The organism is Pseudomonas sp. (assembly GCF_035554175.1).
GTDB lineage: Bacteria > Pseudomonadota > Gammaproteobacteria > Pseudomonadales > Pseudomonadaceae > Aquipseudomonas.
Genome location: NZ_DATMIV010000018.1, coordinates 97,174 through 118,321, shown reverse-complemented (window position 1 = coordinate 118,321; position 21,148 = coordinate 97,174). Strand labels below are relative to the sequence as shown.

The 21,148-nt window shown below is 60.4% G+C and carries 21 protein-coding genes and 2 pseudogenes; 9 read left to right on the top strand and 14 right to left on the bottom strand.

Annotated features, from left to right (window positions below; all coding sequences use genetic code 11):
- The first annotated feature begins 1 nt into the window (after position 1).
- The 3 genes from VNV36_RS07785 (at position 2) to fdhA (ending at position 3,005) form a co-directional block, all read left to right on the top strand.
- Positions 2 to 634: a sarcosine oxidase subunit gamma gene (locus VNV36_RS07785; RefSeq protein WP_041476747.1), complete on the top strand. Its 633-nt coding sequence runs from the start codon at positions 2 to 4 to the stop codon at positions 632 to 634.
- Positions 635 to 828: 194 nt separating this feature from the next.
- Positions 829 to 1,686: a formyltetrahydrofolate deformylase gene (gene purU / locus VNV36_RS07780; RefSeq protein WP_285419260.1), complete on the top strand. Its 858-nt coding sequence runs from the start codon at positions 829 to 831 to the stop codon at positions 1,684 to 1,686.
- Positions 1,687 to 1,805: 119 nt separating this feature from the next.
- A complete protein-coding gene (gene fdhA / locus VNV36_RS07775) occupies positions 1,806 to 3,005 on the top strand; it encodes a formaldehyde dehydrogenase, glutathione-independent (RefSeq protein ID WP_325717261.1) in 1,200 nt (399 codons plus the stop codon).
- An 84-nt stretch (positions 3,006 to 3,089) separates the two neighbouring features.
- Here the strand turns inward: fdhA and VNV36_RS07770 are convergent, their stop codons facing one another.
- Both VNV36_RS07770 and VNV36_RS07765 read right to left on the bottom strand, forming a co-directional pair.
- Positions 3,090 to 3,302, bottom strand: coding sequence for a cold-shock protein (locus VNV36_RS07770; RefSeq protein ID WP_325717260.1), 213 nt, complete (start codon positions 3,300 to 3,302; stop codon positions 3,090 to 3,092).
- Positions 3,303 to 3,338: 36 nt separating this feature from the next.
- Positions 3,339 to 3,563, bottom strand: coding sequence for a hypothetical protein (locus tag VNV36_RS07765; RefSeq protein WP_325717259.1), 225 nt, complete (start codon positions 3,561 to 3,563; stop codon positions 3,339 to 3,341).
- A gap of 517 nt (positions 3,564 to 4,080) precedes the next feature.
- On the opposite strand from VNV36_RS07765, the pseudogene VNV36_RS07760 reads away from it, so the two are divergent.
- Positions 4,081 to 4,278: pseudogene (locus VNV36_RS07760) on the top strand (formaldehyde dehydrogenase, glutathione-independent); the annotation flags it as partial.
- Between the two features lie 63 nt (positions 4,279 to 4,341).
- On the opposite strand, the gene VNV36_RS07755 reads toward VNV36_RS07760, so the two are convergent.
- The 3 genes and pseudogenes from VNV36_RS07755 to VNV36_RS07745 form a co-directional block, all read right to left on the bottom strand.
- Complete coding sequence (locus tag VNV36_RS07755; protein ID WP_325717258.1) at positions 4,342 to 4,683, bottom strand: hypothetical protein; 342 nt, start codon at positions 4,681 to 4,683, stop codon at positions 4,342 to 4,344.
- A 172-nt stretch (positions 4,684 to 4,855) separates the two neighbouring features.
- Positions 4,856 to 5,143, bottom strand: a pseudogene (locus VNV36_RS07750) (anti-sigma factor); the annotation flags it as partial.
- The gene (locus tag VNV36_RS07745) at positions 5,094 to 5,684 is read right to left on the bottom strand and encodes an RNA polymerase sigma factor (RefSeq protein WP_325717256.1); all 591 of its coding nucleotides are present in this window, start codon (positions 5,682 to 5,684) and stop codon (positions 5,094 to 5,096) included. The gene VNV36_RS07745 and the pseudogene VNV36_RS07750, both read right to left, overlap by 50 nt.
- A gap of 149 nt (positions 5,685 to 5,833) precedes the next feature.
- Between VNV36_RS07745 and VNV36_RS07740 the strand changes: the two genes are divergently transcribed.
- On the top strand, positions 5,834 to 6,391 hold the full coding sequence (locus VNV36_RS07740) for a DUF2780 domain-containing protein (protein ID WP_325717255.1): 558 nt from the start codon (positions 5,834 to 5,836) through the stop codon (positions 6,389 to 6,391).
- Position 6,392: 1 nt separating this feature from the next.
- On the opposite strand, the gene yihG is transcribed toward VNV36_RS07740, so the two are convergent.
- Positions 6,393 to 7,280, bottom strand: coding sequence for a 1-acylglycerol-3-phosphate O-acyltransferase, YihG family (yihG, locus tag VNV36_RS07735; RefSeq protein ID WP_325717254.1), 888 nt, complete (start codon positions 7,278 to 7,280; stop codon positions 6,393 to 6,395).
- A gap of 247 nt (positions 7,281 to 7,527) precedes the next feature.
- Between yihG and rloA2 the strand changes: the two genes are divergently transcribed.
- The 4 genes from rloA2 to creD all read left to right on the top strand — a co-directional run bounded on the left by rloA2 (position 7,528) and on the right by creD (position 11,741).
- Complete coding sequence (gene rloA2, locus VNV36_RS07730) at positions 7,528 to 8,034, top strand: retropepsin-like aspartic peptidase RloA2 (protein ID WP_325717253.1); 507 nt, start codon at positions 7,528 to 7,530, stop codon at positions 8,032 to 8,034.
- Between the two features lie 69 nt (positions 8,035 to 8,103).
- Complete coding sequence (gene creB / locus VNV36_RS07725) at positions 8,104 to 8,784, top strand: two-component system response regulator CreB (protein ID WP_325717252.1); 681 nt, start codon at positions 8,104 to 8,106, stop codon at positions 8,782 to 8,784.
- Positions 8,784 to 10,202, top strand: a complete 1,419-nt coding sequence (gene creC / locus VNV36_RS07720; RefSeq protein ID WP_325717251.1) for a two-component system sensor histidine kinase CreC — start codon at positions 8,784 to 8,786, stop codon at positions 10,200 to 10,202. The genes creB and creC overlap by 1 nt, the downstream gene beginning before the upstream one ends.
- A 171-nt stretch (positions 10,203 to 10,373) precedes the next feature.
- Complete coding sequence (gene creD / locus VNV36_RS07715; RefSeq protein ID WP_325717250.1) at positions 10,374 to 11,741, top strand: cell envelope integrity protein CreD; 1,368 nt, start codon at positions 10,374 to 10,376, stop codon at positions 11,739 to 11,741.
- Positions 11,742 to 11,916: 175 nt separating this feature from the next.
- Here the strand turns inward: creD and VNV36_RS07710 are convergent, their stop codons facing one another.
- The 8 genes from VNV36_RS07710 to VNV36_RS07675 form a co-directional block, all read right to left on the bottom strand.
- Entirely contained in the window at positions 11,917 to 12,546 is a 630-nt protein-coding gene (locus VNV36_RS07710; RefSeq protein WP_325717249.1) for a glutathione S-transferase, read from the bottom strand.
- Between the two features lie 163 nt (positions 12,547 to 12,709).
- A complete protein-coding gene (locus VNV36_RS07705) occupies positions 12,710 to 12,889 on the bottom strand; it encodes a hypothetical protein (protein WP_325717248.1) in 180 nt (59 codons plus the stop codon).
- Positions 12,886 to 14,016: a PepSY-associated TM helix domain-containing protein gene (locus tag VNV36_RS07700; RefSeq protein ID WP_325717247.1), complete on the bottom strand. Its 1,131-nt coding sequence runs from the start codon at positions 14,014 to 14,016 to the stop codon at positions 12,886 to 12,888. Before VNV36_RS07700 ends, VNV36_RS07705 begins: the two co-directional genes overlap by 4 nt.
- 74 nt (positions 14,017 to 14,090) lie before the next feature.
- Positions 14,091 to 16,517 carry a TonB-dependent siderophore receptor gene (locus tag VNV36_RS07695; RefSeq protein WP_325717246.1) on the bottom strand — a complete coding sequence of 809 codons (2,427 nt, stop codon included), beginning with the start codon at positions 16,515 to 16,517 and terminating at the stop codon, positions 14,091 to 14,093.
- 207 nt (positions 16,518 to 16,724) lie between these two features.
- The gene (locus VNV36_RS07690) at positions 16,725 to 17,699 is read right to left on the bottom strand and encodes a FecR domain-containing protein (protein WP_325717245.1); all 975 of its coding nucleotides are present in this window, start codon (positions 17,697 to 17,699) and stop codon (positions 16,725 to 16,727) included.
- Entirely contained in the window at positions 17,696 to 18,172 is a 477-nt protein-coding gene (locus VNV36_RS07685; protein WP_325717353.1) for an RNA polymerase sigma factor, read from the bottom strand. The genes VNV36_RS07690 and VNV36_RS07685 overlap by 4 nt, the downstream gene beginning before the upstream one ends.
- 193 nt (positions 18,173 to 18,365) lie before the next feature.
- Complete coding sequence (locus VNV36_RS07680; RefSeq protein WP_325717244.1) at positions 18,366 to 19,073, bottom strand: 3'-5' exonuclease; 708 nt, start codon at positions 19,071 to 19,073, stop codon at positions 18,366 to 18,368.
- Complete coding sequence (locus VNV36_RS07675) at positions 19,070 to 21,004, bottom strand: putative nucleotidyltransferase substrate binding domain-containing protein (protein WP_325717243.1); 1,935 nt, start codon at positions 21,002 to 21,004, stop codon at positions 19,070 to 19,072. The genes VNV36_RS07680 and VNV36_RS07675 overlap by 4 nt, the downstream gene beginning before the upstream one ends.
- Between the last annotated feature and the right edge of the window lie 144 nt (positions 21,005 to 21,148).

Here is a 21,148-nt window from a genome sequence, read left to right as displayed (position 1 = left end):
TATGACCACAGCCAATGTTTACCAGCAACGCCCCACCACTGGCGCCAAGGCCGAGTCGTCGCTGCACCATGCCGACCTCGCCAGCCTGGTCGGCAAGGGCCGCAAGAACGCCGGTGTGATCGTGCGGGAAAAGAAACTCCTCGGCCATCTGACCATTCGTGGCGATGGCCACGATGCAGCCTTCGCGGCCGGTGTGCACAAGGCGCTCGGTATCGAGTTGCCCGGCGCCCTCAGTGTGATCGTCAAAGGCGAAACCAGCCTGCAATGGATGGGCCCGGACGAGTGGCTGCTGATCGTGCCGAGTGGCGAGGAATTCGCCGCTGAGCAAAAACTGCGTGAAGCCCTGGGCGATCTGCACATTGCAATCGTCAACGTCAGCGGCGGCCAGCAGATCCTCGAACTGAGCGGGCCGAACGTGCGTCAGGTGCTGATGAAATCGACCAGCTATGACGTGCACCCGAACAATTTTCCGGTCGGCAAGGCTGTGGGCACGGTGTTCGCCAAGTCGCAGTTGATGATTCGCCATACCGCTGAAGACACTTGGGAACTGCTGATTCGTCGCAGCTTCTCGGATTACTGGTGGTTGTGGTTGCAGGATGCTTCGGCTGAGTACGGCCTCAGCGTTCAGGCTTGACCCGTGGTGACTGCTTTTGTGGCGAGGAAGCTTGCTCCCGCCAGGTTGCGAAGCAACCCCAAAATCAGCGACCGCATTCTTTCAGCACGAGCGCGGTGGCAAGTTTTACGACTGCTTCGCAGCCGAGCGGGAGCAAGCTCCCTCGCCACAGAGTTCACTCTGCTCACAGATGTTGAAACAGGAGTCACCGCACCATGAGCCGCGCCCCAGACACATGGATTCTGACCGCCGACTGCCCCAGCGTCCTCGGCACGGTGGACGCGGTCACGCGTTTTCTGTTCGAGCAGGGTTGCTACGTCACCGAACACCATTCGTTCGATGACCGCCTCTCCGGGCGCTTCTTCATTCGTGTGGAATTTCGCCAGCCCGACGGCTTCGACGAACAATCCTTCCGCGCCGGGCTTGCCGAGCGCGGGCAGGCGTTCGGCATGGTCTTCGAGCTGACCGCGCCGAACTACCGGCCGAAAGTGGTGATCATGGTCTCCAAGGCCGATCACTGCCTCAACGATTTGCTTTACCGCCAGCGCATCGGCCAATTGTCGATGGACGTGGCGGCGGTGGTGTCCAACCATCCGGATCTCAAGCCGCTGGCCGACTGGCACCAGATTCCCTACTACCATTTCCCCCTCGACCCCAACGACAAACCGGCGCAGGAGCGTCAGGTCTGGCAGGTGATCGAAGAGGCCGGTGCCGAACTGGTGATCCTCGCCCGCTACATGCAGGTGCTGTCGCCGGAACTGTGCCGCAAGCTCGACGGCAAGGCGATCAACATTCATCACTCGCTGCTGCCGGGCTTCAAAGGCGCCAAGCCCTATCACCAGGCCTACAACAAGGGCGTGAAACTGGTGGGCGCCACCGCGCATTACATCAACAACGACCTCGATGAAGGGCCAATCATCGCCCAGGGCGTCGAGGCGGTGGATCACAGTCACTATCCCGAGGATTTGATCGCCAAGGGGCGCGATATCGAAGGCCTGACGCTGGCGCGGGCCGTCGGTTATCACATTGAGCGAAGAGTGTTTCTCAACGCCAACAGAACAGTTGTTCTTTAGCTTCAAGCTTCAAGCTCCAAGCCGCAAGAACAAGCGGTCAGCACACTTCTTGCGGCTTGTAGCTTGCCGCTTGAAGCTCAATCAACTCTCTACCCAACAACAAATATAGAGGTGATGGCATGTCTGGCAATCGTGGTGTGGTGTATCTCGGCGCTGGCAAGGTCGAAGTACAGAAAATCGACTATCCGAAAATGCAGGATCCGCGCGGCAGGAAGATCGAACACGGTGTGATTCTGCGTGTGGTCTCCACCAACATCTGCGGCTCCGACCAGCACATGGTGCGTGGCCGAACCACGGCGCAGACCGGTCTGGTGCTGGGCCACGAGATCACCGGCGAGGTGATCGAAAAAGGCTCCGACGTCGAAAACCTGAAGATCGGCGATCTGGTATCCGTTCCGTTCAACGTGGCTTGCGGGCGCTGCCGTTCCTGCAAAGAGCAACACACCGGCGTCTGCCTGACCGTCAACCCGGCCCGTGCCGGCGGTGCTTACGGCTACGTCGACATGGGCGACTGGACCGGTGGTCAGGCCGAGTACGTGCTGGTGCCGTACGCTGATTTCAACCTGCTGAAACTGCCGGATCGCGACAAGGCCATGGAGAAAATCCGCGACCTGACCTGTCTGTCCGACATCCTCCCGACCGGTTATCACGGCGCGGTCACGGCCGGCGTCGGCCCGGGCAGCAGCGTGTACATCGCCGGCGCCGGCCCGGTCGGTCTGGCCGCTGCGGCATCCGCACGTTTGCTCGGTGCGGCCGTAGTGATCATCGGCGACGTCAACACCATCCGCCTGGCCCACGCCAAGGCACAGGGTTTTGAAACCGTCGACCTGTCCAAGGACACTCCGCTGCACGAACAGATCGCCGCACTGCTGGGCGAGCCGGAAGTCGACTGCGCGGTGGACTGCGTCGGTTTCGAGGCACGCGGCCACGGCCACGACGGGGTCAAGGCCGAAGCCCCGGCCACGGTGCTCAACTCGTTGATGGGCGTGGTACGGGTGGCCGGCAAGATCGGTATCCCCGGCCTGTACGTCACCGAAGATCCGGGTGCCGTCGACGCCGCCGCAAAAATGGGCAGCCTGAGCATCCGCTTCGGCCTGGGCTGGGCCAAATCCCACAGCTTCCACACCGGCCAGACCCCGGTAATGAAGTACAACCGCCAGCTGATGCAGGCGATCATGTGGGATCGCATCAACATCGCCGAAGTGGTCGGCGTGCAGGTCATCAGCCTTGATCAGGCGCCGGAAGGTTATGGCGAGTTCGATGCGGGTGTGCCGAAGAAGTTTGTGATTGATCCGCATAAGTTGTTCAGTGCGGCGTAAGCAATGAGGGAATAAAAAACGGCGACTATGGGTCGCCGTTTTCATATTGGTTCCAGACTTCCGGGAAGTCCGTTCAACGTTTCACTACTCGGACCGCACTTCCTTGGCTTCCATTCCTTTCGCTCCTTTTGCAGCGACAAAAGAAACGGTCTGCCCCTCTTTGAGCGATTTGAAACCGTCGGTCTGGATTGATTTGAAATGAACGAAAAGATCATCGCCTCCACCCTGCGGGGTAATAAAGCCAAAACCTTTTTCATCGTTGAACCATTTAACGGTACCTGTAGTTCTGCCTGACATGTTCGTGCTTCCCGCTTCGATTGATTGAGTGACGCATTACAAAAGCACAGAGAACCGAGCCGGTCTGGCTATGTCCTCGTCTTGAGCCAGTCTGATATCGAAGGCATACAACTGGCCGTTATCACCACGCATAAGATCATAGGTCACCTTCTGCCCCTCTTTGATGTGTTTGATGATCGGATCGTCCGGGCTGATGCAAAAGATGATCGGCGGGACATCTGATTCGAACAGTTGATCGCTCGGACTGCACTGCTCTTCCATCTCCGTATCTCCCGTTGAATGATCGTTGGTTGTACCTCGCTTTTTTTCAGTCCGTTGACACACCAACAGCGTATGCCAACGCCGACATTCGAACACCTGTCAGGTCTGACAGTCTTTTAGACTTGTTTGGATTGACCGGTGGCGGGGTTATGAAGTCTGGAAATAAGCGAAATTGCTTGGAGCAGGGCAGTCACCTCCAGTTATTCCGCTTCACTACGGTACGTTTTTTCAGCCAGATGATGTGTTTGCGGTAGGGCTCGCGCACGGGGGCGTTTTGCGGATTGGGTGAGTGCTGTCAGAGCGGTAGTGACTGTTTCGGTGATGTCTTGAACGTTTTGCATATTCGGCCTTTTCAGTTTGATGGTTGTGTATCTCCGTTGGATTTAAACCGTTGATCTGCCGTCAAGTGCGGAGATATGTATTGCGTCTGTTTTTTTCGGACGCGCATTTAACGCATGTGATCCGTGCTTCACTTCTAACTCAATGAACTTATTGAAAACGAATGTGCTGTCTGGAACACACTGCCCAAATTCCGGTGATGAAGTACAGCCGCCAACTGATGCAGGCGATCATGTGGGACCGCATCAACATTGCCGAAGTGGTGGGCGTGCAAATGATCAGCCTCGATCAGGCGCCTGAAGGTTATGGCGAGTTCGATGCGGGTGTGCCGAAGAAATTTGTGATTGATCCGCATAAGTTGTTCTGTGCGGCGTAACGAAAAAAGGGCGACCCATGGGTCGCCCTTCTTATGAGAGATCTAAGCCTGAAGGCGCCAGGATCAATTGGCTTTAAGTTTCAGATAGGGAGTGGAATTTTCGCCGTTTTCAACAATTTTTTTCCCGCCATAAGTGCAGATCGAACCGTCGAAGCTTTCCGCTTTCAGCTCATATTTCGGTGCCAGAAAGTCGTCTCGGGTTGACAGCGTTACGCCGGTCCATGTTTTGCCATTGAAACTCGATCTGTATTGGAAACCGGTGTTGTCCGGCTCCGGAACGCTGCTGTCCGTATAGGCCGATGATTTGATGGTATTCACCGGGGGGCAACTTTCGACACTGGCCGCATAAGCGTTCGTGGTTGCTGCACCGATGACGAAAAGTGCCATTGCGATCGACTTGCTCATTTGCACACTCCTGTGTGTCTGGATGGGATGCCCAGCATGAGGAACTTGCCCAATTAGGGGTACTGTCAGATCTGACAGGTTTTTATATTCTCTCGCGATAAGAAACCGATTTTTGATGCATTATTTGGTCAGAGTGCGGCCAGAGCCCCCTGATAAAGCACGGGTCCAGTCGGCTGCGATCCGAATCAACCGCCGCCGGCGTCAGAGGCTCTACTTGCATGTAATCCGCATGCGCCTCGACCTTCAACGCCGGTTGCGCGTCGGCGTTCAGCAGGGTCGCGGTGTAGCGGGCATCGTCGCGGTTGTCCAGCGAGCCGAAGAATACCGGCACCACGATTGAACACAGCGCGGCCGTGATACGCAGCCAGTTCCAGAACGGTCGTTTTTCCGGCAAATGTAGGACTTGCGGCTCAATCCGCGCGGTGATGCCATTCCACACGCGCTGGGGCACCGGATGTTCCGTAGAAAACGCCCTGAAAGTAAGCCACGCTGATCGACTGGCGCTGCATGCCGTCGAGGGTTTCCAGACAACGGTTCAGCGCCTGAGCCGCGCGGGCGCTGCTCAATTGTTCATGCGCAGAAGGACTTTCGTCCGGCAGTGCGTCCTGCTCGAGATCGCCCAGTGGCCGGTCGCGCTGTTTGCGTAACTGATCGATGGCTTGGTTGCGGGTTATGTTGATCATCCAGGTCCGCGGCGCCGACAGATGCGCTTCGTAGCGCGAGGCGTTGTTCCAGATGCGCACGAAGCTTTCCTGCAGCACTTCCTCGGCCAGATCGGTGCGGCCCATAAAACGCAGGGCCACGCCGTGCAGACGCGGGCCGACGCTGCGATAGAGCGTTTCGAAGGCGCGACGATCACCCAGTGAACACTGGGCCAACAACTGTCGCAGCTGATCGGTGTCGGCGATGGAAGTGACGACTCTCCAGGCAAAGGTCGGGCGACGAGGGCTGGGCTCGGACTGTTCACAGGCTAGTTCAGCGACAGCGGTTGTGCCATTCATCACGAGGGTGTCCGGGATTTCACGTTTTATATACGCAGGCCGGACGAAAATGGATGCGCCGCGCCGGAACATGCCGGCGGATACCCGGTCAAACCGGCAGTTTCGCCGCCCTTCTACGGGCGGTTTCCACAGCGCAAGAGGATGTCTGAATGAGGATTTCACGCGGTTTTGCCTTGGCATCACTCCTGACCCTGGCCGCCGGGCCGGTGTTTGCCGGTTTCAGTCTCAAGGATGTGGCCGGTGCGGTAGCGGGTATGCAGGGTGGTGACAAGGCGGCCGCTGCGGCGCCGACCTCGGAGACCGCCGGTTTGCTCAGCGCCCTCAGTGCGCTGGATGTCACGCCGGAGCAAGCTGTTGGCGGCACCAGTGCGATGCTCGGGCTGGCCAAGAATCAATTGAGCAGCACCGACTATTCGCAACTGGCCAAGGAAGTGCCGGGCATCGACAAGTTGTCCGGTGGCAGCGGCAATCTGGCGGCGCTCGGGGCGTTGCTCGGTTCGTCCGGCAAGTCCGCTGGCCTGGAAAATGCGCTGGGCAACGTCAAAGACAGCAACGACCTGAACAATGCCTTCAGCGCATTGGGCATGGACAGCGGCATGATCGGCCAGTTTGCCCCGGTGCTGCTGCAATACCTCGGTCAGCAGGGCGTCGGCGGTTCGCTGTTGAGCAGTCTGGGCAGCATCTGGGGCACTGGCACCGGCAGTTGAATCAGCGACGCTCGTTGCGCAGCTCGGCGATGCGCTGATCCTTCTCGGTCCAGAGCTGGTTGACCCAGTTCTGGAGGCGCTGGCGGAACGCCGGATCTTTCTCGTAATCGCCCTGCCAAAGCGTCGGGTCGAGTTCGCGGGTCTTGATGTCGATAATCACCCGCGGCACGTTGCCGCTGATCAAATCCCAGAAGCCCGGAATCCTTTCCTGCGGATACACCACCGTCACATCGAGCATCGCATCGAGCTGTTCGCCCATCGCCGCCAGCACAAACGCGACGCCGCCGGCCTTGGGCTTGAGCAGGTGGTTGAAGGGTGACGTCTGCTGCGTGCTTTTTGCCAAGGTATAGCGAGTGCCTTCGAGGTAATTGACCACGGTCACCGGCTGACGCTTGAACAACTCACAAGCGGCTTTGGTGATTTCCAGATCCTTGCCCGCCAGTTCCGGGTTCTTCGCCAGAAAGGCCTTGGTGTAGCGCTTCATGAACGGGTAATCCAGCGCCCACCACGCCAGACCCAGGAACGGCACCCAGATCAGCTCTTTCTTGAGGAAGAACTTGAAGAACGGCGTGCGCCGGTTGAGGGTCTGGATCAGTGCCGGAATGTCGACCCACGATTGATGGTTGCTGACCACCAGATAGGAAGTGTCGCGGCGCAGATCGTCGCCGCCACGAATGTCCCACTGCGTCGGAATGCACAGCTGGAAGATCAGTTTGTCGATCTCGGCCCAGGTCTCGGCAATCCACATCACCGCCGCCGATGCGTGATCGCGCCAGCGCCCGGGGGCGACCAGTTTGAGCAGGGCAAACACCATCAACGGGCCGATCAGGATCAGGGTGTTGAGCAACAGCAGCAGGGTGACGAAACAGCCGGTGAGCAGGCGGCGCATAAGCAACTCTTTGAAGTGGCAGGGGGCGGGCCATGATAAGCAGCTTCGCGCGACAGGCCAAATCGGCGCTGACGAATGTTTCACTTTTCAAACCGTAAGATCAAAAGATCGCAGCCTTCGGCAGCTCCTACACCGATCCCTGTAGGAGCTGCCGAAGGCTGCGATCTTTTGATCTTGATTCACCCGAACGAATTCAAAGGTGGCGGTCTAAAATGCCGTTGCCCAACCTTCCAAGGAAGCCCCTTACGTGAAATCCCTCCTTGCTCTGTTTGCCCTCGTCGCGCTGCCGGTCATGGCCGCCGAGCCGACGCTGTACGGGCGTTACGAATACATCGCGCTGCCGGAAATCGGCGGCGAAGTGCTCAAGGCCAAGATGGACACCGGCGCGCTGACCGCCTCGCTGTCGGCCAAGGACATCGAGACGTTCACCCGCGATGGCGATGACTGGGTGCGTTTCCGCCTCGCCACCAAGGACGCCAGCGACAAGGTCTTCGAGCACAAGGTGGCGCGCATCAGCAAGATCAAAAGCCGTTCCGACGAGGACGACGAGGAGCGCGATGCCAGCGATGTCGCCAAGCGCCCGGTGGTCGATCTGGAACTGTGCCTGGGCAACGTCAAACGCACGGTCGAGGTCAACCTGACCGACCGCAGCCACTTCAACTACCCGTTGTTGATCGGCGCCAAGGCCCTGCGCGAGTTCGGCGCTGCGGTGAATCCGGCGCGGCGCTATACCGCCGACAAGCCTGACTGCTAAGTGGTCTGATTGACGTAACACCGGGCTTGGGGCACCGTTCGCGGATCACCTGCCACGGGCTCGGACGCCATGCCGCACATCCTGATTGTCGAAGACGAAGCGGCGATTGCCGACACGCTGATTTTTGCCCTGCAGGGCGAGGGCTTTACCACCGCGTGGCTGAGCCTCGGCGCGGCGGCGCTGGAGCATCAGCGGCAGACGCCGGCCGATCTGATCATTCTCGACATTGGCCTGCCGGACATCAGTGGCTTCGAAACCTGCAAGCAACTGCGGCGCTTCACTGAAGTGCCAGTGCTGTTTCTCAGTGCCCGGGACGCTGAAATAGATCGGGTGGTCGGGCTTGAGATCGGCGCCGACGATTACGTGGTCAAGCCGTTCAGCCCCCGGGAAGTGGCGGCACGGGTCAAAGCCATCCTCAAACGCATGGCGCCGCGCTCTGCGGTGGAAGCAGGCTCTGCGCTGTTTCGCATCGATCCCGAACGCGTACAGATCAGCTATCGCGGCCAGCCGCTGAGCCTGACCCGCCACGAATTCCGCCTGTTGCAATGCCTGCTCGAACAACCCGAACGAGTGTTCAGCCGCGAGCAATTGCTCGATGCGCTGGGCGTTGCCGCCGATGCCGGTTACGAGCGCAGCATCGACAGCCACATCAAAAGCGTGCGCGCCAAGTTGCGTCTGGTGCGCGCCGAGGCCGAGCCGATCCAGACCCACCGCGGCCTCGGATACAGCTACAGCCCGGGGCACAGCTGATGTCGTTGGGGTTGCGGATTTTTCTGGTGTACGTGCTGTTCGTCGGCCTGACCGGTTATTTCGTGCTCAACACGGTGATGGAAGAAATCCGCCCCGGTGTGCGCCAGTCGACTGAAGAAACACTGGTCGACACCGCCAACCTGATGGCGGAAATCCTGCGCGACGATTTCAAGGCCGGCACCCTCAGCGAGAACCGCTGGCCGCAGTTGCTCCGTGCCTATGGCGAACGCCAGCCGCAAGCGACGATCTGGGGCTTGCCGAAGAACCAGGTCAACCACCGCATCTACGTCACCGACGCCAAGGGCATTGTTGTGCTCGACTCCAGCGGCGTCGCGGTCGGCCAGGATTATTCGCGCTGGAACGACGTGTATCTGACCCTGCGCGGCGAATACGGCGCGCGTTCCAGCCGCAGCGACCCTGACGATCCTAATTCCTCGGTGATGCACGTCGGCGCGCCGATCCGTGACAACGGCAGGATCATCGGCGTGGTCACCGTGGCCAAGCCCAACAGTTCGCTGCAGCCCTACGTCGATCGCACCGAGCGGCGTCTGCTCGCCTATGGCGCCGGCCTGGTCGGCCTCGGTCTGTTGTTCGGTGCGTTGCTGTCGTGGTGGCTGAGTCGCGCGCTGCATCGTTTGACCGGTTATGCCCAAGCGGTGAGCGAAGGCCGGCGCGTTGAAGTACCGCATTATCGCGGCGGCGAGCTGGAGCAACTGGCAACGGCGGTCGAGCACATGCGCACGCAGCTCGAAGGCAAGGCCTACGTCGAACGCTACGTCCACACCCTGACCCATGAACTGAAAAGTCCGCTGGCGGCGATTCGTGGTGCGGCGGAGTTGTTACAAAGTGATATGCCGCCGCTCCAGCGTTTGCGCTTCGTCGGCAACATCGACAGCGAAAGCGCACGGATGCAGCAGTTGATCGAGCGCCTGCTCAACCTGGCGCAGGTCGAACAACGCCAAGGGTTGGAGGAGCGGGTGGCAGTGCCGCTGGCGATGTTGGTCGGCCAATTGTTGAAGGCGCAGGCGGCGCGGATCGAACGCAAACAACTGCGTATCGAGCAAATGATCGGCGAGGAACTGCTGCTGATTGGCGAGCCGTTTCTGCTCCGTCAGGCGCTGGGCAATCTGCTCGAGAACGCGCTGGATTTCACTCCGGCGCAGGGCCTGTTGCGCTTGAGTGCCGAGCGGGTTGGCGAGCAGATCGAGGTTCGCCTGTTCAACCAGACCACGCCGATCCCCGATTACGCTCTGCCGCGTCTGACCGAACGCTTCTACTCACTGCCGCGCCCCGACAGCGGACGCAAGAGCACCGGGCTGGGGCTGAACTTCGTTGAGGAAGTGATCAAGTTGCATGGCGGGACCATGCGCATCGGCAATGTCGAGGGCGGGGTTGAAGTGGTATTGCGCCTGCCTTGAGATAGCCAAAAGATCGCAGCCTTCGGCAGCTCCTACATTTGGAATACGGTACAACTGTAGGAGCTGCCGAAGGCTGCGATCTTTTGATCTTTCCACACAATCTCCACATTCCCCCCACAAAACCCTCACGCCCACTCATCAGACTCCCCCCATCCAAACAGGGAGAGTCCCATGAACAAGAATCTGACCATCAAGCTCGGCGCGATTGCCTTGCTGATCCTGCTGTTGCTGATCCCGCTGTTGATGATTGACGGCGTCATCGACGAGCGTCAGCAATTGCGCGACGGGGTGCTCGAAGACATCGCGCGCAGTTCCAGTTACAGCCAGCAACTGACCGGGCCGGTGATGGTGGTGCCGTACCGCAAGCTCGTACGCACCTGGAAGACCAATGAGAAAACCAACAAGCGCTACGAGGAAGTCAGCGAAACGCGCGGGCGCTTGTACTTTCTGCCGGAGCGTTTCGAACTCGATGGTCAGGTGCAAACAGAACTGCGCAAACGCGGCATTTACGAGGCGCGGCTGTTCCATGCCGACAACCGCATCGACGGGCATTTTTCGCTACCGGCGCAGTTGGGCATCACAGAGGATTTCGCCGATTACCGATTCGACGCGCCGTTCCTGGCCGTCGGTATCAGCGACATTCGTGGCATCGAGAATGCGCTGAAACTGGAGGTCGCCGGCCAGCAGCTGGACTTCGTGCCCGGCAGCGAAGTGGCCTGGATCGGCGAGGGCGTGCACGTAATCTTGCCGGCACTGGACGCCAGCAAAGCCACGCAGCTGACCTTTGGTTTTGACCTGCGTTTGCAAGGCACCGGCTCGTTGCGTGTGGTGCCGGTGGGCAAGACCAGCAGCGTCAGCCTCGCCGCCAACTGGCCGCACCCCAGCTTCGTCGGTAACTTTCTGCCGGCCAAGCGCGAGATCAACGATCAGGGTTTCAGCGCCGATTGGCAGACCTCGTTCTTCTCCACCAACCTGCAAGAAGCCATGCAGCGCTGTGTCGCCGGTGACTGTGATGCGCTCAATGGCCGCAGCTTCGGTGTGAGTTTTATTGATCCAGTGGATCAGTACCTGAAAAGCGATCGGGCGATCAAATATGCGCTGCTGTTCATCGTCCTGACGTTCGCCGGTTTCTTCCTTTTCGAAGTGCTCAAGAGTCTGGCGGTGCACCCGGTGCAATACGCCTTGGTCGGTGTCGCGCTGGCGTTCTTTTATCTGTTGCTGTTGTCACTGTCGGAGCATATCGGCTTTGCTCTGGCGTATTTGCTCTCGGCCAGCGGCTGCGTGTTGCTGATCGGTTTTTATGTCAGTCACGTCCTGCGCAGTGCGCGGCATGGCTGGAGTTTTTCGGCGGGTCTGGCGGCGTTGTATGGCCTGCTTTACGGACTGCTCAGCGCCGAGGATTACGCGCTGCTGATGGGCTCGCTGATGTTGTTCGGCCTGCTCGGGGTGTTCATGGTGCTGACGCGCAAACTGGACTGGTACGGGATTGGCGCAAAATCGGCCAAGCCGCTTGAGTTTGATGTGGAGGCGATGCGATGAGCGGGTTGAGAGCTGAGCGCAGGGAAGCAGCGGTTTTGCTGACGCTGATTGTTGCAGCGCTGCCGCCGGAACCGAGCTGGTACATTCGCGAGCAAGCTCGCTCCCACAAGGGATTCGGGTATGGCACCCATGTTGTGGGAGCGAGCTTGCTCGCGAAGAGGCCAGAGCAGACGGCTTAGATTTTTGGCAACGTTGCAATCATCGAAGGCCGCTGACTCACTGCGAAATACCAGTTGGCCAGTTGCGGATTGGCCGTGCGCCAGTCCATGTCCGGGAAGCGCAGGTCCAGGTAGCCCAGCGCGCAGGCCACGCTGATCGCCGCGACATCGAAATGGCTGGTCAGCTCGGCGATCGCTTCGCTCTCCAGCACGGCGAGGGCGCGGCGGATCTTGTCGCGCTGGGCGTCGAGCCATTCGTCCCAGTGTTTTTCCACCGGGCGCAGGGCGGTTTCATAACGCACCATCACCGACGCATCCATGATCCCGTCGGCCATCGACGCCAGGGTGAGCCGCCGCCAGCGCGCCGCGCCTTCGCGGGGGATCAGCGGATTGCCGACGTGCTGCTGGTCGAGGTATTCAAGGATGACGCGGCTGTCATGGATGACATTGCCGTCGGCCAGGCGCAGGGCGGGAATCTTGCTCAACGGGTTGTCAGCGATCAGCGCCGCATTCGGGCTGACCGGGCTGAGCACACAGTCCTGCAGCGCGACACGATCCTGCTGACCGGTTTCGTGCAGCAGCACCATGACTTTGCGCACGAAGGGCGACAGGGTGTTGTGGTACAGGGTCATGCTGGGGGCGGACATGGGCAAGGTCTCGATCAGGACAATGATCGGCCAGCATAGCCTGCTCAAGGCCTGCGCAGAACCCATGTGGGAGCGAGCCTGCTCGCGAAGGCGTCGTGACAGTCGACTCTGATGTTGAATGTCGGGGCGCTTTCGCGAGCAGGCTCGCTCCCACAAGGGATTCTCAGGTTCGCGGCAGAAAACCTCTTATGGCCAGAAATGCCGGTACGCCAAGCCCGACCCAGCTCAACGCATCCCAGATGCCATCTCCCAGCAATGCCGCAAACAGCCCCGCCGCACTGAGCAGGGCGATCACGATCGGTGTGCTGAAGACCTTCCAGAAACTCGACTGACGCGGTTTCATGCCGAGGCCTCCGTAGTTTCCAGCACAGGCTTGGCCGCCTTGCGCCGCACCATCCACAGGTACACACCGCTGGCCAGCACAATGATCGTCAGTACATCCAGCGTGGCCCAGAGGATTTTCATCGGCATGCCGCCGTAGTCGCCGAAGTGCAGCGGCTGGGACATGCCCATGGCGTCCATGTACCACGGGCGTTCGGCCACGGCGGTCACTTGCAGAGTCGTGGCATCGATCAGCACCGGTGTCAGCAGATGCGAGGTCAGATGCGTGCCGCCCTTCATGAACACCGCGTAATGGTGCTCGCTGGAAAAACGCGTGCCGGGGAAGGCTATGAAGTCCGGCTTCATTCCCGGTGCGACTTCTTCGGCGATGTCGAGCAAACGGGTCGCCGGTGCCAGTTGGCTCAGTGGTGGAGCATCGCGATAAGGCGCGATCAACGTGGCCAGCGCGTCGTTGCGCCAGGCGGCGATGAGCAGGTCGGCGCAGGCGCTGATCACTCCGGTCACGCCCACCACCAGGCACCACGTCAGGGTCACCACGCCGATCAGGTTGTGCAGATCGAGCCAGCGCAGGCGGGTGGATTTGTCCTGGCGTACGGTGCCGAATTGCAAACGGCGCATGAATGGCAGATACAGCACCGTCCCGGAGACGATCCCCATAACAAACAGCAACCCCATGAACGCCAGCAGCAGCTTGCCCGGCAACCCGGCAAACATGTCGACGTGCAGGCGCAGGATGAACAGCATCAGGCCGCCATTGGCCGAAGGAGTCTCCAGGGCTTCGCCGGTGCGCGCATCGAGCATGAAGGTGTGTGAGGAGTTCGGCTCGGTATCGGCGGTCTTGGCCATGATCGCGAAGGCCGCGTTCGGATCTTCGTCGTCATAGCCGAAATACTGCATGACTTCGCCGGGGCGATGCTTTTGCGCAGCGTCGACCAGTTGCTGCAGGTTGAGTTGCGGCGTGTCGGCCGGCATCTCGCGCAGCTCCGGGGCGTTGCCCAGCAAATGGTCGATCTCGTGGCTGAAAATCAGCGGCAGCCCGGTCAATGCCAGCATCAGCAGAAACACCGTGCAGATCAGGCTGGTCCAGGTGTGAATGAACGACCAGCGGCGGATGGTTTTACTTTTCATTGCATGACCTTCAAAAACACCAAAGCCGCCCGGTGCGGACGGCCTGGTAACAGGGCCTGTTTCAGCTCACTGGCTTACCACTTGTAAGTAGCGCTGGCGACGACGCTGCGCTGGTCGCCGTAGTAGCAGTAGAAGCTGTCGCAGGTGGAAATGTAATCCTTGTCGAACAGGTTGGTCGCGTTGACGGCCAGCGACGCGCCTTTAAGGCTGTTGTCCAGACGGCCCAGATCATAATGCACACTGGCGTCGAACACGGTATAGGCATCGGCTTTGCCCAGCCAGGTGTTGGCCTTGTCGCCGTAGGTGTTGCCGGTATAACGCACGCCGGCACCGACGCCGAAACCGTCGAGCACGCCACTGTGCCAGGTGTAGTCGGTCCACAGCGAAGCTTGCTGGTTGGGCATCAGTTGCAGGCGGTTGCCCTTGTCGACGCCTTTCTGCACTTCGGACTTGGCCAGGGTGTAGGCGGCGATGACTTTGAGGTTGTCGGTCACGTCGGAGACGGCTTCCAGCTCCAGCCCTTTGACTTTCACTTCACCGGTCTGGCTGGTTACCGAAACGTTGTTGACGAAGGTGTTCACCGCGACGTTTTTCTGGGTCAGGTCATACACGGCGGCGGTCAGCAGGGTCTTGCTGCCCGGCGGCTGATACTTGATGCCCAGTTCCCATTGCTTGCCTTCGGTCGGCTTGAGCGAGCCGGTCGAGGTGACATCGGCGCCGGTGGTCGGCTGGAAAGACTCGGCGTAGGACAGGTACGGCACGAAGCCGTTGTCGAAGACGTAGCTGAGCGCCGCGTTGCCGCTGAATTTTTTGTCGCGCTGGGTATTGGTGGCATCGCCCTTGTTGAAGAATTCGGTGCTGGTGTGCACCCAGTCTTCACGGCCGCCGAGGGTCAGGCGCCACTGATCCAGGGCCATCTGATCCTGCACGTAGAGGCCGGTCTGGTAGGTCTTCTGGTTGTAGTCGTAAAACGCAGTAGAACGCGCCGGACGGACGATTGGCTGGCCGTAGATCGGGGTAATCACGTTGGTTTGCAGGCCATCACCAAAAATCGAGGTGTAGTTGGTGTTACCGCGCTGGTGATCCAGGCCCAGCAGCAAGGTGTGGCGGATATCGCCAGTGGCGAAGTCGGCCTGGAAGTTGTTGTCGACGGCGAACTGGCTGATGTCTTCTTCGACGCTGGTGCTGGTGCGGCCGACGTTGCCTTGCTCATCCACGGTGGTGAACGGGTAGGAGCCGGGCGTCAGCGACTGAAACGACAGATCCGACTTGGTGTAGCGCAGGTTCTGCTTGAACTGCCAGACATCATTCAGCCGATGTTCAAAGGCATAGCCCAGTGCGTAGTAGGTGCGGTCGTAATATTCCCAATCCGGATCGCCGAGATTCTTGTGATGGGAAATATCACCGAACGGCGAATTGATTTTGGTGCCCTGGATTGGCAGAAACTGGCTGGTGATGCCGGTATCGTCGCGGGTGAACTGGGTCAGCAGGGTGAAACGGGTGTCGTCATCGATGTTCCAGGTCAGGCTCGGCGCGATGTTGTAGCGCTTGTTGTCGACGTGGTCGACCTGCGTGCCGCTGTCGCGCACCACGCCGCTGAGGCCATAGAGAAACTGACCGGCCTCGTCGATCTTGCCGGTGCTGGCAAAGTTGATCTGCCGGTGGTTGTCGCTGCCGTATTGCAGCTGGATTTCACTGCTGGCTTCAGCGCTCGGGCGGCGGCTGACCATGTCGAGCAAACCGCCCGGCGGCGTCTGGCCGTACACCGACGAGGCCGGGCCACGCAGCAGGGCGAGGCGGTCGAGGTTCCAGGTTTCCTGTTTCGGGTTGGCGTACACGCCTTTTGGCAGAGGCAGGCCATCGAGGAACTGGGTCGGCTCGAAACCGCGTACGCGCAGCCAGTCGGCGCGGGTGTCGCTGCCGTAGCTGCTGGCGGTGATGCCCGGCATATAACGCACGGCGTCATCAAGGCTGTGCACGCTGCGGTCGTCCATTTGCTGGCGCGTTGCAACGGAAATCGAACGCGGTGCCTCGACCAGTGCGGTGTCGGTCTTCGTACCGGCGGCAGTACGGGTCGCGGTATAGCCTTCCACCGGCCCCCAGGCACTTTCCAGATTTTCCACGCCGATGACCGAGGTTTCCGGCAGGGCCAGCGTGCCTTCAGGCACAGCCACGAGGGTGTAAGTGCCGGCGCTGCTTTGCTCCAGTTGCAGACCGCTGCCGCGCAACGCCGCGCGCAGGGCGCCGACGGTGTCGAACTGGCCGTTGACCGGGGCCGAGGTCTTGCCTGCCGCCAGTGCCGGATTCAGCGCCAGGGCGAGACCTCCCTGGCTGGCGATCTGGTTCAGCGTGGTCGACAGCGGCGCCGCCGGCAGGTTGTAGGCACGCACGCTGGACGCTTGCTCAGCGGCGAGCAACGGACTGCTGATCAGCGGCGTGCTGAAAGCGATGGCAAAAGCCAGCAGACTGGGGCGCAACAAAGTGTCTGGCGAACGGGACATACGGCGGCTCCTGAATGGAAATATTTCTCAATTGCCTGTGTGCCGGACGAAAATCAAAAAGTGATAGGGCGGGATGGAATTTATTTTGTTCAGCTGAAAATGGTTGTGCGGCTGATGTCGCCTTCGCGAGCAGGCTCGCTCCCACATCTGCAATGCGTTTTCCTGTGGGAGCGAGCCTGCTCGCGAAGACTTTTTCCTGCCGGCGCCTTACTCAGGCTTGATATCAGCCTTCGCCACGGTGACCCAATACGACGTATGCCGCTCGATCTGCACCGGCAGGCTCGGCAGCAGCGCACTCAGGGCCTTGTCGGTGTCGTGCAACGGAAAGCTGCCGGTAATGCGCAGGTCGGCCACTTCCGGCGCTACGCCAAGATGCCCGCGACGATAACGCCCGAGCTCATGCACCAGATCGCTCAGCCGCGCGTTGTCCACCACCAGCATGCCTCGCGTCCAGGCATCGGCGCCGGGGGTGAGGGCGACAATCGAACCCAGTCCGTCGCTGCGCAGCAGCACTTGCTGGCCTTCGCGCAGAATCTGTTCTTCAGGGTTATCTTGCGCATGGGCTGCCACCGCCGACTGCAACACGCTCAGGCGCGTGCCGTCATCCTCGCGCTTGACCAGAAACCGCGTGCCCAGCGCGCGCATGCTGCCCTCGCGGGTTTCGACGATAAAGGGCCGGGCATCGCCATGCCCGGTCTCGACGAGAATTTCGCCTTCCTGCAACACGATCAAGCGGCGCTTGTCATCGAAGCGTACGTCAACCGCGCTGTGGGTATTGAGGTTGAGCAGGGTGCCATCGGGCAGGCGCACAGTGCGTTGTTCGCCGGTGGCGGTGCGCTGGTCGGCGAGCCAATAGTCGAGCGGCAGATAACGCTCACTGACAAACAGCCCCAGACCGAGCACCAGCACAACACTGGCAAGACCACTGCCCAGCTTGCGCACGCGCCGGCGAATGCCTTCGCGTGATTGCAGCAATGCGTTGCGGGCCGGGCCCTTGGCGACGCTGAAGCGCTGATCGAGCATGCCCAACTGACGCCAGGCGCGGGCGTGTTCTTCGTTTGCCGCGTGCCATTTGGCGAACTCTTCGCGCTCCAGCGCGGTGCTGGAATCGAGGGTCAATTGCCAGGCGATCGCCGCGTCCAGCACATGCGCCGGCACCGGGCGCGAGCTGGCGGCACTCATGTCGGTTCACCGTATAACGCGACGTAGCACTGGCGCAGGCCTTGCGCCAGATACTGACGCACGCGCGGCACCGATACGCCGAGCCTGTTGGCAATCTCGGCATGGCTGAGGCCGTCGAGGCGGTTATACAGAAAGGCCGCACGGGCCTTGGTCGACAGTTTGCCGAGCATGCGGTCGATGGCTTTCAGATCGTCGAGGATCATTTGCTGTTCTTCCACCGACGGCTGCTCGTCTTCGGGGATCAGCATCAGTTCGGTGAGGTAAGCCTGTTCCAGCGCGGCGCGGCGGAAGTAGTCGAACAGCAGGCCTTTGGCGATAGCCACGAGAAATGCCCGTGGCTCGCGCGGGGTCAGCAGTTCGTCGCGGTTGAGCAGGCGCACAAAGGTGTCCTGGCTCAAGTCCTCGGCGCGCTGCGGACACGCCACATTGCGCCGCAACCACGCCAGCAGCCAACCGCGATGGTCGCGATACATCGCACCGACGAGTTCACTGTGAGGGTTGGGAACTGACGACACCGGACATCACCGATTGGGAAATGTTAACTAACGAGAATTGTTCGCGATTCTGGCAGAGGTGGGAATGGTTAGCAATTGGCCACTGGTCAGGTGATATGGACGCATGCCCTGTAGGAGCTGCCGCAGGCTGCGGCAGCTCCTACAGGGGGGGCTAGAAAGAATGAGTTTGTTGCCTGCGCTTCCACTGCCTCAACCGCTGCTGCAGATGCAACGGGCTGTAAATCTGCTGCGCCCGCGCCCGGCTGAACAGAATCAGTGCCAGTTCCGCCGTGGCCAGCGCATCGGCACTCGCGTTATGCCGTTCGAACACTTCCAGGCGAAACCACTCGATCCACTCATCCAGGCCCGCCTCGCGAATCTGCGCCTGCGGACACAGCAGCGGCGCAATATCCGCCACATCGAGAAACACATGCTGCAGCTTGTATCCCAGATGTTCCTTCAATGCGCGCCCGAGCATGTGCTGATCGAATGGCGCATGGAACGCCAGTACCGGGCTGTCGGCGACGAACTCCAACAGTTCCAGCAACGCCTCGGCCGGATCACTGCCAGCGGCAATCGCATTCGGCCCCAACCCATGAATGAGCACGCTGGGGCTGAGCTTCAACTCGCGACACTGCAAAGTACGCTCGAACTGCTGGCTGAAATCGATCGCGCCATCCTCGATCGCCACCGCGCCGATCGACAACACGCGATCCTTGTTGAGGTTCAGGCCAGTGGTTTCCAGATCCAGCACCACCCAGCGCTGCTCGCGCAGGCTGCATTCGCTCAGCCCGGTGATGGCCGGCAATTTCGCCAGACGCTGCTGAAAAGCTGCCGGCACCACCGGGCTGGCCGGGCGCAGCCACGAGAACAGGCTCATAGCTGATACCGCAACGTCAGGCTGCTTTGCAGGCGCTGGGCCTGACGCAGGGACTCGCGCAGGATGCGCCGGTCAAGGTGATTGAGGCTGTCGGGATCGACGCGGTTGGAGTAAGGCTGGTTTTCCCGGGTCTGGATCTGATGCTGCTGCATCCGCGTTTGCTGAATGAAGTGGTAGGCCTCTTCATAAGCCGCGCCATCGAGCGGTTCGATGACTTCCTTATCCACCAGTTGGCGAAAGCGTTCGAGGGTGTTGTTGGCGTCGATGCCGTTGGCCAGCGCCAGCAAGCGAGCACCGTCCACGAACGGCGTCAAACCCTGGATCTTCAGATCAAGTGTGGCTTTCTCGCCATTCTTGCGCGCCAGCACGAACTCACGGAAGCGTCCCACCGGTGGGCGATTGCGTAGCGCGTTTTCGGCCAGCATGCGCTGGAACAATCGGTTGTCGCCGACCTGATCGAGAATGCCCCGGCGCAATTGCTCGCAGCCTTGCTCATCGCCCCAGACCACGCGCAGATCGAAATAGATGCTCGAGCCCAGCAGGTTCTCCGGCGTTGCCTCGCGGATAAACGCAGCGAAGCGCCGCGCCCATTCGGCCCGCGACAGGCACAGCTCGGGATTGCCGGCCATGACGTTGCCCTTGCACAGGGTGAAGCCGCACTGCGCCAGGCTCTGGTTGATCTGCTGGGCAATCGGCAGCAGCTTGCCGCGAATCTCGGCGGCATGCGCTGCATCGCGGGCGTCGAAGAGAATGCCGTTGTCCTGATCGGTGTGCAGTGTCTGCTCGCGCCGGCCCTCACTGCCGAAACACAGCCAACTGAACGGCACGCCGGGATCGCCTTTTTCCGCGAGGGTCAATTCGATCACCCGGCACACGGTGTGATCGTTGAGCAGGGTGATGATGTGGGTGATCTGCGTCGAGGACGCGCCGTGGGCGAGCATGCGTTCAACAAGCTGGCCGATTTCGCCGCGCAGGGTCACCAGTTGTTCGACCCGTTGCGCGCTGCGGATGGTTCGGGCCAGATGCACCAGATCGACCCGTTGCAGGGAGAACAGATCACGCTCGGAAACCACGCCGCACAGGCGCTGATCCTTGACCAGACATACGTGCGCGATGTGCCGCTCGGTCATGGCGATCGCCGCATCGAAGGCGCTGTGATCCGGTGACAGAAAGAACGGCCCGCGGGTCATGTGCCGGTCGATGGCGTCGCTGAAATCACCGACGCCTTCGGCGACTACGTGGCGCAGATCGCGCAGGGTGAAAATCCCCAGTGGCGCTTTGTGCTCATCCACCACGACGATGCTGCCGACCTGTTGCTCGTGCATCAGCTTCACCGCTTCACGCAGTGGTGTATCCGCGCTGCAGGTCACCGGATGGCGCATCGCCAGTTCGCCCAGGCGGGTATTCAGCGAGTACTGCGTGCCGAGGGTTTCCACGGCTTTCTGCTGCACTTGCTGATTGACCTGATCGAGCAGGCTGCTGACCCCGCGCAAGGCAAAGTCGCGAAAGGTGCTGGAAAGGGCGAACAGTTTGATGAACGCCAGTTTGTTCAGTTGCAGGCAGAAGGTGTCTTCGCCCGCCAGATGTTCGGTGCGTGTAGCGCGCTCACCGAGCAGTGCGGCCAGCGGAAAGCATTCGCCGGTGGTGATTTCGAACGTGGTCTCGGTGCCGGGTTTGGTGATGTGCTGGCGTTCGCCCACCACCCGACCCTGTTTGACGATATGGAAGTGTTCGACCGGGCCGTCAGCCGGTTTGATGATGCTCTCGCCCTGGGCAAAAAAACGCAGCTGACATTGCTCCACCAGGTACGCGAGGTGGGCGTGTTCCATCTGATTGAAGGGCGGGAAGCGCTGGAGGAATTGCAGGGTGCCCTGAATGTTCTGCAAAACCGCGGTCTTCCCTGCCTGGGTGTAGGCGTCCGCTTTGCTCATAACCATTACCGCAGTCTTTTTCGAATTGTTGTGGTCGGATCGTTGCGGCCATGGTCGACCCCGGCGGGCAGGGTGCCCATTGGACGTAAGTCTAGGTTTTGCCACCATTGGCCGATTTTCGGAAATACCCTACGCAAAAGCTCG